General features: G+C 71.7%; 15 protein-coding genes. 12 read left to right on the top strand and 3 right to left on the bottom strand.

All coding sequences use genetic code 11. The annotated features are described in order from the left end of the window. Positions 1-22 precede the first annotated feature (22 nt). The gene (locus FHR97_RS12120) at positions 23-979 is read left to right on the top strand and encodes a Nudix family hydrolase (RefSeq protein WP_246403974.1); all 957 of its coding nucleotides are present in this window, start codon (positions 23-25) and stop codon (positions 977-979) included. A gap of 114 nt (positions 980-1093) precedes the next feature. On the opposite strand, the gene FHR97_RS12125 is transcribed toward FHR97_RS12120, so the two are convergent. Next, entirely contained in the window at positions 1094-1996 is a 903-nt protein-coding gene (locus FHR97_RS12125; RefSeq protein ID WP_183384072.1) for a carbon-nitrogen hydrolase, read from the bottom strand. Beyond that, complete coding sequence (locus FHR97_RS12130; protein ID WP_183384073.1) at positions 1993-3054, bottom strand: agmatine deiminase family protein; 1062 nt, start codon at positions 3052-3054, stop codon at positions 1993-1995. The genes FHR97_RS12125 and FHR97_RS12130 overlap by 4 nt, the downstream gene beginning before the upstream one ends. Before the next feature lie 146 nt (positions 3055-3200). Between FHR97_RS12130 and FHR97_RS12135 the strand changes: the two genes are divergently transcribed. Beyond that, complete coding sequence (locus FHR97_RS12135; protein ID WP_183384074.1) at positions 3201-4442, top strand: lipoprotein-releasing ABC transporter permease subunit; 1242 nt, start codon at positions 3201-3203, stop codon at positions 4440-4442. Next, positions 4435-5172, top strand: a complete 738-nt coding sequence (locus FHR97_RS12140) for an ABC transporter ATP-binding protein (protein ID WP_183384075.1) — start codon at positions 4435-4437, stop codon at positions 5170-5172. The genes FHR97_RS12135 and FHR97_RS12140 overlap by 8 nt, the downstream gene beginning before the upstream one ends. A gap of 37 nt (positions 5173-5209) precedes the next feature. Here the strand turns inward: FHR97_RS12140 and FHR97_RS12145 are convergent, their stop codons facing one another. Then, positions 5210-5749, bottom strand: a complete 540-nt coding sequence (locus FHR97_RS12145) for a DUF2062 domain-containing protein (protein ID WP_183384076.1) — start codon at positions 5747-5749, stop codon at positions 5210-5212. Positions 5750-5835: 86 nt separating this feature from the next. Between FHR97_RS12145 and FHR97_RS12150 the strand changes: the two genes are divergently transcribed. From FHR97_RS12150 to murB, 9 genes are read left to right on the top strand one after another with little or no spacing between them, the layout of a single operon-like run. Further along, positions 5836-8187 (top strand): DNA internalization-related competence protein ComEC/Rec2, encoded by a 2352-nt coding sequence (locus FHR97_RS12150; protein WP_246403983.1) that lies wholly within the window; start codon positions 5836-5838, stop codon positions 8185-8187. 24 nt (positions 8188-8211) lie between these two features. Next, the gene (locus FHR97_RS12155) at positions 8212-8910 is read left to right on the top strand and encodes a MotA/TolQ/ExbB proton channel family protein (protein WP_183384077.1); all 699 of its coding nucleotides are present in this window, start codon (positions 8212-8214) and stop codon (positions 8908-8910) included. Next, positions 8907-9329, top strand: coding sequence for an ExbD/TolR family protein (locus FHR97_RS12160; protein ID WP_183384078.1), 423 nt, complete (start codon positions 8907-8909; stop codon positions 9327-9329). Before FHR97_RS12155 ends, FHR97_RS12160 begins: the two co-directional genes overlap by 4 nt. After that, on the top strand, positions 9329-11071 hold the full coding sequence (msbA, locus tag FHR97_RS12165) for a lipid A export permease/ATP-binding protein MsbA (RefSeq protein ID WP_183384146.1): 1743 nt from the start codon (positions 9329-9331) through the stop codon (positions 11069-11071). The genes FHR97_RS12160 and msbA overlap by 1 nt, the downstream gene beginning before the upstream one ends. Further along, a complete protein-coding gene (lpxK, locus tag FHR97_RS12170; protein WP_183384079.1) occupies positions 11068-12066 on the top strand; it encodes a tetraacyldisaccharide 4'-kinase in 999 nt (332 codons plus the stop codon). Before msbA ends, lpxK begins: the two co-directional genes overlap by 4 nt. Positions 12067-12122: 56 nt before the next feature. Then, complete coding sequence (locus tag FHR97_RS12175) at positions 12123-12332, top strand: Trm112 family protein (protein ID WP_183384080.1); 210 nt, start codon at positions 12123-12125, stop codon at positions 12330-12332. A gap of 9 nt (positions 12333-12341) precedes the next feature. Further along, the gene (kdsB, locus tag FHR97_RS12180; protein ID WP_183384081.1) at positions 12342-13115 is read left to right on the top strand and encodes a 3-deoxy-manno-octulosonate cytidylyltransferase; all 774 of its coding nucleotides are present in this window, start codon (positions 12342-12344) and stop codon (positions 13113-13115) included. After that, positions 13115-13591, top strand: coding sequence for a low molecular weight protein-tyrosine-phosphatase (locus tag FHR97_RS12185; protein ID WP_183384082.1), 477 nt, complete (start codon positions 13115-13117; stop codon positions 13589-13591). The genes kdsB and FHR97_RS12185 overlap by 1 nt, the downstream gene beginning before the upstream one ends. Further along, the gene (gene murB, locus FHR97_RS12190) at positions 13588-14613 is read left to right on the top strand and encodes a UDP-N-acetylmuramate dehydrogenase (RefSeq protein WP_183384083.1); all 1026 of its coding nucleotides are present in this window, start codon (positions 13588-13590) and stop codon (positions 14611-14613) included. The genes FHR97_RS12185 and murB overlap by 4 nt, the downstream gene beginning before the upstream one ends. The last annotated feature ends 98 nt before the right edge of the window (positions 14614-14711 follow it).

Here is a 14711-nt window from a genome sequence, read left to right on the forward strand (position 1 = left end):
CGTGGACAAGTTGGAAAGGTGAATGAACGCAATGGTGAAGAGAAGGGTGCACGTGGCGGCTGCCGCCATCATCAGTGCCGACGGTCGTGAGGTGCTGCTCGCCCGGCGTCCGTCCAGCGTGGATCACGGCGGCCTGTGGGAATTCCCCGGCGGCAAGCTGGCACCCTACGAGACGGGGCTCGAGGCCCTGAAGCGCGAACTCCACGAGGAGCTGGGCGTGGAGATCCGGCGCGCCCAGCCGCTCATCCGCATCCATCACGAGTACTCCGACAAGCATATCCTGCTCGATGTCTGGCAGGTGCATGACTTCGCCGGCGAGCCCTTCGGCCGCGAGGGGCAGGCGGTGCGCTGGGTGCCCATGGCCGAGCTGGTCAACTACCCGTTTCCGGCGGCCAATGTGCCGATCCTGCGGGCGGTGATGCTCCCCACCGAGTACCTGATCACCGGGGAGGAGGACGATGAGGCCAGCTTCCAGGGGCGCCTGGAGCGGGCCCTGACCGAGGACGGCATCCGCCTGGTGCAGCTGCGTGCCAAGGGGCTGGCGCGGGGCGAGTACCTGGCCCGTGCCGAGCAGGCCCTGGGGCTGTGCCGTCGCCACGAGGCGCGGCTGGTGCTGAACGGCGAGCCGGAGCTGCTGGATGGCCTGGATGCCGACGGCATCCACCTGACCAGCGAGCGGCTGATGAGCCTCGATCGGCGTCCCCTGCCCGAGGGCAAGTGGTTGTCCGCCTCCACCCATGACCGCGCCCAGCTGGTCCAGGCCCATCGCATCGGCTGTGACTTCGTCACCCTCTCGCCGCTGCGCACCACGCCCTCGCACCCGGAAGTGGCGCCGATCGGCTGGCACGACTTCCAGCAGCTGGTCGAGCATGCCGGGATGCCGGTCTTCGCGCTGGGCGGCATGACCCGCTTCGACGCCAACCATGCGCGGGCCGTGGGAGCCCAGGGGATCGCCTCGATCCGCGACTTCTGGAAATGAAGCCGTAAGCCATCAGCTTGAAGCTGGAAGAAAAAACAACCCCGCCCGGGCCGCCGGCGGGGTTGTTTGCTATGGGAGCGGGATACTTCGAGCTTCGAGGTTCACACCTCGACCCTAGTCGCGATAGCGCCGGGTCAGGTCGCCGTAGGCATCGATGCGGCGGTCGCGAAGGTAGGGCCAGATGCGCCGCACGTCCTCGCCGCGGTCCAGGTCCAGGGTCACCAGCAGGCGCTCGGCCTCGCCGCCGGCATGGGCCAGCAGTTCGCCCTGGGGGCCGCAGATGAAGCTGCCGCCCCAGAAGTCGATGCCGGGGCTGACCCCGGAATGGTCGGGCTCGTGGCCGACCCGGTTGGCCACCACCACCGGCAGGCCGTTGGCCACCGCATGGCTGCGCTGGATCAGCGTCCAGGCCTCCTTCTGGCGGGCCTTCTCGTCGTCGTCGTCGGGCGGATGCCAGCCGATGGCGGTGGGGTAGAGCAGCAGCTCCGCGCCGGCCATGGCCATCAGCCGGGCGGCCTCCGGGTACCACTGGTCCCAGCACACCAGCACGCCGAGCCGGCCCACCGAGGTGTCGATGGGCTGGAAGCCCTGGCCGCGGGCGTCGTCGTGGTCGCCGGGCGTGAAGTAGAACTTCTCATAGAAGCCCGGGTCGTCGGGAATGTGCATCTTGCGGTAGTGGCCGACCCGGCCCCGGTCGCGATCGTAGACCACGGCGGTGTTGTGGTAGACACCGGCGGCGCGACGCTCGAACAGCGAGCCCATCAGCACGATGCCGAGTTCCGCGGCCAGCCCCGCCAGCTGGCGGCCGGTGGGGCCGTCCAGGGGCTCGGCCAGGTCGAAGAGCTCGACGGCCTCGTGCTGGCAGAAGTAGTGGGTGGCGTGCAGCTCCTGCAGCATCACCAGCTCGGCGCCGGCGGCGGCGAGCTCGCGGATGCCGGCCTCGCTCTCGGCCAGGCTCCGGGCCTTGTCGGGCCAGGCCGACTGCTGGACCAGTCCGACCTTGAGGGTGCGGGTCATGGGCTCTCTCCTTCGGCGGGAACGGGGGCCAGGGTGCCCCGGGGCAGCTGCATGGTCAGGCAGTGCAGGCTGCCGTGCTGGCGGATGACGGTCGTGCAGTCGATGGGCACGATGTCGCGGTCCGGGAAGGCGCCGGCCAGGGCGTCGAGGGCCCGGTGGTCGGCGGGGTCGCCGTAGACCGGCACCAGCACGGCAGCGTTGATGATCAGGAAGTTGGCATAGGTGGCCGGCAGCCGGTGGCCATCCTCGGGGTCGTGGCAGGGCTGCGGCCAGGGCAGCGGCACCAGCCGGTAGGGCGTGCCGTCCGCGCGGCGCAGGCCCTGCAGCTCGGCCTCCATGGCGGTCAGTGCCGGGTAGTGGGGGTCGGCCGGGTCGTCGCAGCGCACGTAGGCGAGGGTGCCCGGGTCGCAGAAGCGGGCCAGGGTGTCCACATGGCTGTCGGTGTCGTCACCCTCCAGGTGGCCGTGGGCGAGCCACAGCACCCGGGAGACGCCGAGGTCCGCCGCGAGCCGGGCCTCGATGGCGGCACGGTCGAGGCCAGGGTTGCGGTTGTCGTTGAGCAGACAGGCCTCGGTGGTGAGCAGGGTGCCCTCGCCGTCGGTGTCGATGGCCCCGCCTTCCAGCACCAGGTCGCGGGAGATCATGGGGCAGGCGAAGACGCCGGCCTCGGCCAGGCGGCGGGTCAAGCCGTCGTCGCGTCCAGCGGCGAACTTGCCGCCCCAGCCGGTGAAGACAAAGTCCAGCAGCCGCGGGGCGCCATCCTGCATCACGGCGATCGGGCCATGGTCCCGGGCCCAGGTGTCGTCGGCCTCGGCGACCACCAGTCGCAGGCGCCCGGCGGGCAGGCCGCGTCGGGCGAACCCCTCGGCCAGCCGCACGCGGGTCGCCGCGTCGGGCACGGCGATCAGCACCGTCTGGTAGCGGCCGATGGCCATCACCAGGCTCTCGAGGGTGGCCTCGATACGCGCCATCAGGGGCGCCCAGTCGCTGTCGGGGCCGGGCCAGGTGAGTTGCACGGCATCCTGGGGGGCCCATTCGGGCAGCAGGCGATTGGCCATCGGCGGGGTCTCGTCGCGTGTCATGAAAGGCGCGAATTTAGGCCGGCGGGGCGGATGATGCAAGGATCGCGCAAATCTCCCCCGACGGCGATGCAGTGCCTGGAAAAAAACCGTACCATGAGCGCCCGCCGACAAGGAACGCTCATATGCTGGACCGTCTGCCTTTCCTGATCGGGTTGCGCTACGTGCGCGCCAAGCGTCGCAACCACTTCATCTCCTTCATCTCCCTGACCTCCATGCTGGGGCTGACCCTGGGCGTGGCCGTGCTGATCCTGGTGCTGTCCGTGATGAACGGCTTCGATCGCGAGCTGCGCACCCGGGTGCTGGGCATGGTCCCCCACACCCGCATCGAGGTGCCTTCCGGGCTGACCGACTGGCAACCCCTGGCCGAGCGGCTGACGCAGCGCGAGCATGTCATCGGGGCCGCGCCCTACATCCAGCAGCAGGGCATGTTCTCGGTGGGCGGTCGCAACCAGGGGGCCATGGTCAACGGCATCGAGCCCGAATGGGAGAGCCGGGTGTCGATCATCGACGAGCACATGCGCCGGGGCAGCCTCGATGAGCTGGCCCCGGGGGAGTGGAACATCGTGCTCGGCTCGCTGCTGGCGCGCCAGCTCGGGGTCGGCGTGGGCGACCGCGTGACCCTGCTGGTGCCCGAGGCCTCGATCACCCCCGCCGGCGTCTTTCCCCGTCTCAAGCGCTTCACCGTGAGCGGCATCTTCAGCGTCGGCGCGGACCTGGATGCGAGCCTGGCCTACGCCAACATCGAGGACATGCAGACCCTGGCGCGCATGGGCGACGCCGTGGGCGGCCTGCGCCTGGAGCTGGACGACCTCTTCCAGGCCGGCGGCGTGACCCGGGCGATCATCGACGACCTGGGGCCGGGGTACCGGGGCCTGGACTGGACCTACACCCGTGGCAACCTCTTCCAGGCCATCCAGATGGAGAAGCGCATGATCGCGCTGCTGCTCACCGTGATCATCGCCGTGGCGGCCTTCAACATCGTCTCGACCCTGGTGATGGTGGTCACCGACAAGCACGCCGACATCGCCATCCTGCGCACCATCGGTGCCACGCCCCGCTCGATCATGGGGATCTTCATGGTCCAGGGGCTGGCCATCGGCGTGATCGGCATCCTGATGGGCGTGGGCCTCGGGGTGCTGCTGGCGCTGACCATTGCCGACCTCATCGGCTTCCTCGAGTCGACGCTGGGCATCAGCTTCCTCGATGCCGGGGTCTACTTCATCAGCGAGCTGCCTTCCCAGCTGCTGTGGTCGGATGTGGGCAACATCATCGCCGCGGCCTTCGTGCTGACCTTCCTGTCGACCCTCTACCCGGCCTGGCGTGCGGCCCGGGTCCAGCCTGCCGAGGTGCTGCGCTATGAATGATACCGCCATGACCCGGACCCTCGACCGGCAGCCGGTGCAGGGTGAGGTGATGCTGGAGTGTCGCGGCCTGACCCGCATCTATCGGGAAGGGCCCCGGGATCTCACCGTGCTCGACGAGCTCGAGCTGAGCGTGCGGGCCGGCGAGCGCGTGGCCGTGGTCGGCAGCTCCGGTTCCGGCAAGACTACCCTGCTCAACCTGCTGGGCGGGCTCGACCGGCCCAGCCATGGCGAGGTGCGCATCGCCGACCAGTCGTTGCTGGCCATGGGCGATGCCGACCTGGGGCGCTTCCGCAACCGCCATATCGGTTTCGTCTACCAGTTCCACCACCTGCTGGCGGAGTTCACCGCCCTGGAGAATGCGGCCCTGCCGCTGATCGTGCGCGGGCAGCGCAAGAAGGTCGCCGAGGCCCGGGCCCTGCAACTGCTGGCCCGGGTGGGCATGGAAGACCGGGCCGATCACAAGCCCGGCGAGCTCTCCGGCGGCGAGCGCCAGCGGGTGGCCATCGCCCGGGCGCTGGTCACCGACCCCAGCCTGGTGCTGATGGACGAGCCCACCGGCAACCTCGACCAGGCCACCGCCGCCAGCATCCTGGCGCTGATGGACGAGCTGGCCGACAGCGCCGCCTGTGCCTTCGTCATCGTCACCCACGACCCCGCCCTGGCCGCCCACCAGGACCGCGTGATGCGCCTGGACGGCGGTCGCCTCTCCCCCCAGTCCGACCCGGGCTGATTCCCCGGCCGGGCCCCGCTGCCGGCGGGCCCGGCGCTCAGGCGCGTTCGTCGGCCTGGCAGCGGCGGCGGCGCAGGGCGCGGCGCTTCCAGCTGCGCGCCACCTGCCAGCGCCAGATCAGCCGGATCACCAGGCTTCCCGCCAGCCCCGCCAGCACCGCGGCCATCAGCGATCCCAGCGCCAGGGCCGGGAGGATGTCGAGCATCTGTTCGGCGATCCAGTGGGTGGACAGGCGGTCGGGGGCCTCGCGGACGGGAAGGTCCAGCACCCAGGCGCCGAGGCGGTAATTGCCGTAGAAGATCAGTGGCATGGTCAGCGGGTTGGTGATCCACACCAGGCCCACCGAGAGCGGCAGGTTGCAGCGCAGGCCCCAGGCGCCCAGGGCGGCCACCGCCATCTGGAAGGGGATCGGCAGCAGGGCGCTGAACAGGCCCACGAAGAAGGCATTGGCCACGCTGCGCCGGGACAGCATCCACAGCGACGGGTTGCCGATCAGGTGCCGCAGGAAGCGCAGGGAGCGCTGGCGCCTGAGGGTCTCGGGGTGGGGCAGGTAGCGCTGCAGGACTCGGCGCGGCATGGGAGCGGGCTCGCGACTTCGATACCCGGGCTATTATCCATACAAGCCGACTGCCTCGCCATGCCGTGCGTCAACGAGGACGTGCCATGGCGCCGATCAGGGACGATGCGATGCGATGCGGACTGGCCATGCCCCTGGCCTGCGCCGCCCTGGGGGGCGGACTCACGGGCCACCTCGCCTCGACGGCGCTGCTCCAGGCGCTGGGCCTGGCACTGCTGGGCCTGGCGGCCGGCCGGCGCGCCCGGGAGGCGCTGCTGGTCCTGGTCATGCTGACGGTGGCCGCCCAGCTCCTGGTGGTGCGTGGCGGGGAACTGGCCCCGGGGCTGAGTCGTCAGGAGCTGCGGCTCGAGGGACGGCTGCTGGCCGCCTCCCGGGAGGCGCGCCAGTGGCGCCTGGACCTGGCGGTCAGCGACTGCCGTCCCCTGGCGACCGGCTTGCCGGCCTGCAGCGGCCTGTCGCGGGTCCGGCTCAGCGCCTTCGCGGGGACCCTCCCGCCGGGCAGCGCCTTCCGGGCGGGCGCGACCTGGCGGCTGGTCGTGCGCCTGCGACCGCCGAGCGGGTTCGCCAACCCGGGCGCCTTCGACTACCGGGCCTGGCTGTGGCGGGAAGGCATCCAGGCCACCGGCTACGTGCGCCAGGATCCACCGCCCCGACGACTCGCACCGGCGTCTCCCTCCTGGCGGCAGCGGGCCCTCACCTGGCTCGACGACCACGACCTGCCAGCGCGTCCGGCCCGCTGGCTGGCGGCCCTGACGCTGGGCGCCAGCCAGCGCCTGGAGGCGGCGGACTGGGACCTGCTTAATGCCAGCGGCACCACCCACCTGATGGTGATCTCGGGGCTCCACGTGGGGCTCGTGGCCGGCTTCGCGTTGTGGCTGGGTCGTGCCCTGGCCTGGTGCCTGGCGCCGTCTGGCTGGCGCATGGCCGTCTGGCCCTGGTGGCTCGCCGCAGCCGCGGCGGTGGGCTACGCCGGTCTCGCCGGTCTCGAGCCCCCCGCGCTGCGTGCCATGATCATGACCCTGCTGGGGCTCTGGGTGGCCAGCGGACGCCATGCGCCGGGACCCTGGCAGGCCTGGTGGCTGGCACTCGGCCTGGTGGTGGGGTTCGATCCGCTGTCGATCTGGCGGCCCGGGCTCTGGCTGTCGTTCGCCGCGGTGGCGCTGCTGATCCTCGTCTGGCAGGGGCGAGCGCGTCCACGTGGCTGGCGGGGCTGGCTATGGGCGCTGGGACGCACCCAGCTGCTGCTGGCGCCGCTGATGGCGGCGGCGGTGCTGCTGGCCTTCGGTCGTCTGGCCCCGGCCGGCCCCCTGGTCAATCTGTTCGCCGTGCCACTGGTCGGCAGCCTGATGGTGCCGCTGGGTCTCGCCGGCTGGCTGCTGGCCTGGGTGCCGCCCCTGGGGGATGCCTGCTGGTGGCTGTTCGCGAAGCTGGCGGCGGGCCTGGCCATGGCCCTGTCATGGGCCGTCGAGCTCCTGCCGCTGTGGCATCCGCCGGCCGCCTGGATCCTGCCCCTGGCCCTCGGCCTGGGGTTGCTCAGCCTGCTCTGGGCCCTGCCCGGGCTGGACCGGCGCCTGCGCCTGGTCGGCAGTGGCCTGCTGGCGACCCTGCCGCTGTGGCTGGTGACGCCGCTGCCGGCGCCCGGCACGCTGTGGGTGCGCATCCACGATGTCGGCCAGGGCCAGCTGGTGAGCCTGCGCACCGCCGGCTATCGGGCGCTGGTCGACACCGGGCCGCGCTTCGGCTCCGGCTTCATGCCGCTGTCCTCGCTGTGGCCGCCGGGTCAGCACTTCGACGATGTCATCATCGGCCACTCCGACCGGGACCACGCCGGTGGCCTCCCCGGCCTGATCGCCGACCACCGCGTCGACCGCTACCTGGCGCCGGTCGGGCATCCCCATCCGGTCGCGACGACGCCTTGCACCGCGGGGCGCCGCTGGCGGCGCGACGGCGTGGCGTTCCGGGTGCTCTGGCCCCCCGAGGCGGTCGCGGGTCTGTCGGACAACGACCGCTCCTGCGTGCTGCTGGTCACGGCCGGCCCCCACCGCCTGCTGATCACCGGCGATGCCGGGCGACGGGTGGAGCGCAGCCTGTTGCCCGCCCTGGACGGCCCCGTGACGGTGCTGGTGGCCGGCCACCATGGCAGCCGCACCAGCTCCGGGGCGGGCTTCGTGCGCCGGGTGTCGCCGCGCCAGGTGATCTTCAGTGCCGCCCGGGACAACCCCTTCGGCCACCCCGACCCGGTGGTGGTCCGCCGTTTCCGGCGGGCGGGCAGCTGCCTGTGGAACACGGCCCGGGACGGGGCGGTGACCCTGCACCTGGGCCGCCGGGAGGGCCTGGTGGTGGGGGCCGAGAGGCCGCCCACCGGGCACCGCGGCGGTGTCGGAGGCGGCTGCCTTGCGGTAGAATCGCCCCCATCGATGCCGGAGATTCGCCGGTGAGGGCTCGAGGGAGGTGACCGCCATATGAACATGATGGAGGCCCTGATCGCCGGGGGCTGGCTGATGCTGCCGTTGCTGGGATGTTCGGTCGTGGCGGTGGTGATCGTCATCGAGCGTCTGTGGACCCTGAGGGCGGCGCGTATCGCCCCGCAGGGGCTCGGCCAGGAAGTCTGCGCGCTGGTGGACCGGGGCCAGGTCAACCTCTACTGGCTGGAGAGCCATTCGCCCCTGGGCGGCGTGCTGGCGGCCGGCCTGCGCAATGCCCGCCTGGGCCACGAGCAGGTGAGGGCGCGTCTCCAGGAGGCGGCCACCGCGGTGGTGCACGACATGGAACGCTTCCTGAGTCCGCTCGGGACCATCGCCTCGATCACGCCGCTGATCGGCCTGCTGGGCACGGTGGTGGGCATGATCGAGGTGTTCGCGGTGATCGTCGCCAGCGACGGCGTCGAGCGCACCGCCGACCTGGCCGGCGGTATCTCCCAGGCCCTGGTGACCACCGCCGCCGGCCTGACCGTGGCGATTCCCGCCCTGATGTTCCATCGCTACTTCCAGCGTCGCGTGGAGGACATCACCGTGCGCATCGAGGAGCAGGCCGGGCAGGTGGTGGAGTTCCTGGCGCATTACCCGGGGGACCTGACCCTGGCGGAGCGCCATGAGCCCCAGGAGGAGGACGATCGGCAGGAGGCCGACGGGCGCCGTGCGCCGCGGGTGAAGCCCTCATGAGGGTCCCCCGCACGCGACGCGAGCCGGTGGAGGTGAACCTCACCCCGCTGATCGATGTGGTCTTCCTGCTGCTGATCTTCTTCATGGTCTCGACCACCTTCGAGACTCGCCAGGCGCTGGAGCTCGAGCTGCCCGAGAGCGAGACCGGGGTGGCCGCGGAGGTCTCGCCGGTCACCGTGGTGGTCACCGCCAGCGGCGACTACCGGCTGGGCGAGCGTGACCTGGCGCCTGGCGAGTTGGCCTCGGCGCTGGCCGCCGAGGCCGAACGCGCCCGGGAGCAGGGCCTGGTGGTGGAAGCCGATGGCCGTGCCGCCCATGCCGCGGTGGTGCGCGTCCTCGACCGGGCCGGGGCCCTGGGCATCCGGCAGGTCCGCATCGCCACCGCCGAGGCGACATCCACTGAAGCGGAGACACCGTGATCGAACACTCCGGCTGGACCCTCTACAAGCGCCTGCTGGGCTACGTCAGGCCCCACTGGAAGGCGTTCGCCCTGGCCATCGTCGGCTACGTCATCTACGCCGCCTCGAGCACCGCCCTGGCCGAGATGATGAAGCGCCTGATCGACGGCATCCAGAATCCCGACGCGAGCTTCCGGATGATGCTGCCGCTGTTCGTGGTCGGCATGTTCGCCGCCCGGGGCCTGGGCACCTTCCTCGGCACCTACTTCATGAGCAACGTGGCCCGCAACCTGGTCCACGCCCTGCGCTGCGACGTCTTCAATCACATGCTGCACCTGCCGGGGCGCTTCTTCGACGCGCACTCCTCGGGCCATTTGATCTCCCGGGTCACCTACCACGTGGAGCAGGTCACCGGCGCCGCCACCAAGGCCATCACCATCCTCCTGCGCGAGGGGCTCTTCGTGGTCGGCCTGGTCGCCTACCTGTTGTGGACCAACTGGATGCTGACCCTGCTGTTCCTGGCCGTGACCCCGCTGATCGGCGGCGTGGTCAGCTACGCCAGCAAGCGTTTCCGGCGCATCTCCCGACGCATCCAGCGCTCCATGGGCGAGGTCACCCATGTGGCCTCCGAGGCGCTGTCCGGCTATCGGGTGGTGCGCACCCACGGCGCCGAGGCCTTCGAGAAGGCCCGCTTCGCCCGGGCCAGCGAGATCAATCGTCGCCAGAGCATGAAGGAGGCCCTGACCAAGGCCACCAGCACCCCGGTGATCCAGCTGCTGGTGGCGTTGTCGCTGGCGCTGCTGGTGTGGCTGGCCATGTCGCCGGCGCTGATGGCGGACATGACCCCCGGGGAGTTCGTCGCCTTCATCACCGCCGCAGCGCTGATGGCCAAGCCGGTCCGCCAGCTCACCGAGATCAACGCCACCATCCAGAAGGGCATCGCCGCCGCCGGCGAGCTGTTCGGGCTGCTGGAGCAGCCGCCCGAGGAGGATCGGGGCACCGTGGAGCCGGGGCGTCTCGAGGGCCGGGTGCGGTTCGAGGGCGTGCGCTTCGCCTACGGCGAGGACCAGCCGGAGGTGCTCAAGGGCATCGAGCTGGAGGTGGCGCCCGGCGAGATGGTCGCCATCGTCGGCCGCTCCGGCAGCGGCAAGTCGACCCTGATGGGCCTGCTGCCGCGGTTCTATCGGCCGACCGCCGGCCGGGTCCTGGTCGATGGGGTGTCCCTCGAGGACTACCGCCTGCATCCGCTGCGCCGGCGGATCGCCCTGGTGTCCCAGCAGGTGACCCTGTTCAATGCCAGCATCGCCGCCAACATCGCCTACGGGGTGGATGACGCCTCGCCGCAGGCCATCGAGGCCGCGGCGCGGGCCGCCCACGCCCACGAGTTCATCGAACGGCTGCCCAAGGGCTACGACACCGTGGTGGGGGAGAACGGCGTGATGCTCTCCGGCGGCCAGCGCCAGCGACTGGCTATCGCCCGGGCGATCTTCAAGGACGCGCCGCTGCTGGTGCTCGACGAGGCCACCTCGGCCCTGGACACCGAGTCCGAGCGGCATATCCAGGCGGCCCTCGAGGAAGTCTGTCGGAACCGCACCACCTTCGTCATCGCCCACCGGCTCTCCACCATCGAGCGGGCCGACCGCATCCTGGTCATGGAGGGCGGCGAGATCGTCGAGCAGGGCTCCCATGCCGAGCTGCTGGCCCGCGATGGCGCCTATGCGGCCCTGCATCGCCTGCAGTTCCAGGATCCCCAGCCGGCATGAGCGCGGGGCTCGGCGAGCGCTGGCTCCGGGCGGCCTATGCCGGCTCGCCCTGGCTTCGGGCCCTGCGGCCGCTGGAGGCGCTCTATCGGCTGGCCGTCGAGCGTCGGGCCCGGGCCTATGCCGAGGGGCGGCGGGAGGTCTGGCGGGCGCCGGTGCCGGTGGTGGTGGTCGGCAACATCACCCTCGGCGGCACCGGCAAGTCGCCGCTGGTGGCCTGGCTGGCCCGTCACCTGCGAGAGCGGGGCTGGTCGCCCGGCATCCTGTCGCGGGGCTATGGCGGTCGTGCGGCGCACTATCCGCTGTGCCTGATCGACGAGACTCCGGCCGCGGCCTGTGGCGACGAGCCGCGCATGCTGGCCGACCAGACCGGCGTGCCGGTGGTGGTGGATCCGGATCGCCCGCGGGGGGCGCGGCGGCTGCTGGAGGAGGGCTGCGATATCCTGCTCAGCGACGATGGCCTGCAGCATCTCGGGCTGGGGCGCGACCTGGAGATCCTGGTGGTGGACGGCCATCGGGGGCTCGGCAACGGGCGCTGCCTGCCGGCCGGGCCGCTCCGCGAGCCGGCGGGGCGACTCGCCTCGGTGGATGCGGTGATGATCAACGGCGAGCTTCGTCGTCCGCTGCCCGCCAGTGGCCACGCCATGACTCTGGCGCCGACCGCCTGGCGGCCGCTGGCCGGCGGCGAGCGGCGAGCGGCCGCGCCGCCGCCCTTCGCCGGCGAGGTGCATGCCGTGGCGGGCATCGGCCGACCGGCACGCTTCTTCGCCACCCTGCGCGGGCTGGGACTCGCGGTGCGTCCCCATCCCTTCGGCGACCACCACCGCTTCACGGCCGCGGACCTGGCGTTCGGCGATGACCTGCCGGTGGTGATGACCGCCAAGGACGCGGTCAAGTGCCGCGACCTGGCCGGACCCGGCACCTGGGTCCTCGAGGTCGAGGCGGCCCCCGCGCCGGGCTTCGTCGAGTGGCTCGACACGCGCCTGGCGGCGCTATGACCATCCGGGCGCCTGCCGTACCGGCGGCGCCGACTCTGATCACGGAGGCGTGACACATGGACAAGGAACTGCTGGCGATGCTGGTCTGCCCGCTGTGCAAGGGCAAGCTGAAGTACGACCGCGAGGCCGAGGAGCTGATCTGTCGCTTCGACGGCCTGGCCTACCCGGTGCGCGACGGCATCCCGGTGATGCTGCCGGAAGATGCCCGGGCGCTGGACGTGGACGAGAAACTGCGGCCGTCGGCCGGTCGCGACGGCGAGGCCTGAGGAGGACCCATGCAGGATTTCATCGCCGTGATCCCGGCACGTTTCGCCTCCACGCGGCTGCCGGGCAAGCCGCTGCTCGAGATCGCCGGTGAGCCGATGGTCGCCCATGTCTGGCGCCAGGCGCAGGCCAGTGCCGCCGGCCGGGTCGTGGTGGCCACCGACGACGCGCGCATCCGCGAGGCGATGGCCGGCTATGGTGCCGAGGTGGTGATGACGCGCGACGACCACCCCTCGGGGACCGACCGCCTGGCCGAGGTGGCCGAGCGGCTGGGGCTGGCGGACGAGGCGGTGGTGGTCAATGTGCAGGGCGACGAGCCGCTGCTGCCACCGGCGTTGATCGACCAGGTGGCGAGCCGCCTGTTCGCCGATCCCGGTGCCTCGATCGCCACCCTGGCGGAGCCCATCGGCGACGTCGAGACGCTCTTCAACGCCAATGCGGTGAAGGTGGTCCGGGCCCTGTCGGGACGCGCGCTGTACTTCTCCCGGGCGCCCATCCCCTGGGACCGCGATGCCTTCGCCTCCCGGCCCGAGTGGCTCGAGACCGATGCCTGGCTGCGCCATATCGGCCTCTATGCCTATCGCGTCGGCTTCCTCGCCGAGTACCGGGACTGGTCGCCATCCCCCCTGGAGCGGCTCGAGCAGCTCGAGCAGCTGCGCGCCCTGCACCATGGCCATGCCATCCAGGTCGCCCTGGCGAGCCAGCCGCATCCGGCAGGCGTCGATACCGCCGAGGACCTGGAGCGGGTTCGCGAGGCGGTGCGGGCCGCCGGGGGAGGTCGGTGATGCGCGTGCTCTTCGTCTGTCTCGGCAACATCTGCCGGTCGCCCACCGCAGAGGCCATGTTCCGGCGCCACCTCGACGAGGCGGGCCTCGCCGCACGCGTCGAGGTCGACTCCTGCGGCATCGGTCCCTGGCACGTGGGCAAGGCACCGGATCCCCGCGCCCGGCTGGCGGCCGCCGAACGCGGCCTCGACCTCTCCGCCCTGCGGGCCCGCCAGCTGGCGGCGGACGACTTCGCACGCTTCGACTACCTGCTGGCCATGGACCAGGACAACCTCGCGGCCCTGGAGGCGCAGCGTCCCGCCGGTAGCGAGGCCCATATGGGGCTTTTCCTGGACTTCGCTGGCCTTCAGGGCCGTGCGGTCCCCGACCCCTACTATGGCGGCGACCAGGGCTTCGAGGAGGTGCTGGACCTGGTGGAGGCGGCGTCCCTGGGCCTGGTGGCGGCGGTGCGCCGGCGCCTGGAGGCCGGCTCTTGAATCACGCGCTGCAGCACGAGGTCGATCTCGCCGGGGCCAATACCCTGGGGCTGCCCTGTGTCGCCGAGCGTGTCGCGGCGCCGCGGACCCTGCCCCAGCTGCGCGAGTCGCTGGACACGGCCCGGGCCCGCGCCTGGCCGACCCTGCTGCTCGGCGGCGGCAGCAACCTGATCCTTCCCGCACGCCTCCCCGGCCTGGTGCTGCGTCCCGCCATGGCCGAGTGGTGGCTCGAGGACAACGGCGGCGACGGGGTCAGGGTGCATGCCGAGGCCGGCGTGGTCTGGCACGAGCTGGTCATGTCCCTGGCGCGACGCGGCCTCTGGGGCCTGGAGAACCTGGCGCTGATCCCGGGGCATTGCGGCGCGGCACCGATCCAGAACATCGGCGCCTATGGCGTGGAGCTCTGCGACGTCCTCGAGGCCGTGCACCTGGTGCATCTCGATGACGGCCGCGAGGCCATCCTGGCCCCCGAGGACTGTGCGTTCGGCTATCGTGACAGCGTCTTCAAGGGGGGCCTGGCGGGTCGGGTGGTGATCACCCGGCTGGTCATGCGCCTGTCGCGTCGAGCGGCTCCCCGCCTGGCATACGGCGACCTGGCGAGCCGGGTCGGTGCCGCGCCGACGCCCCTCGAGGTGGCCGAAGCGGTCTGCGCCGTGCGCCGCGAGAAGCTGCCCGATCCCGCCATGCTGGGCAATGCCGGCAGCTTCTTCAAGAACCCGGTGGTGTCGTCGGCCGCGGCCGAGCGTCTGCTGCAGGCCCACCCCGACCTGCCGCACTTTCCCCAGCCGGGGGGGCGGGTCAAGCTCGCTGCCGGCTGGTTGATCGACCGCTGCGGCCTCAAGGGCTGGCGTCGGGGACACTTCGGGGTCCACGACCGTCAGGCGCTGGTCCTGGTGCATCATGGCGGGGGCAGTGCCGAGGAGCTGCTGCGCTTTGCCGACGCCGTGGCCGCCGAGGTGCAGGGTCGCTTCGGTATCGCGCTCGAGCGTGAGCCGCGCCTCGCCGAGGCTCGCGCCGTCTAGCGCCATTCTCCTCGGGCCCGCCGACGGCCCCGATCCGACAACGCCTCCCTGTAACGAAAAACGCCCGTGGCCAAGGCCACGGGCGTTTGCCATCACCG

It is taken from the genome of Halomonas stenophila, from assembly GCF_014192275.1.
In the GTDB taxonomy this organism is placed as follows: Bacteria; Pseudomonadota; Gammaproteobacteria; order Pseudomonadales; family Halomonadaceae; genus Halomonas; species Halomonas stenophila.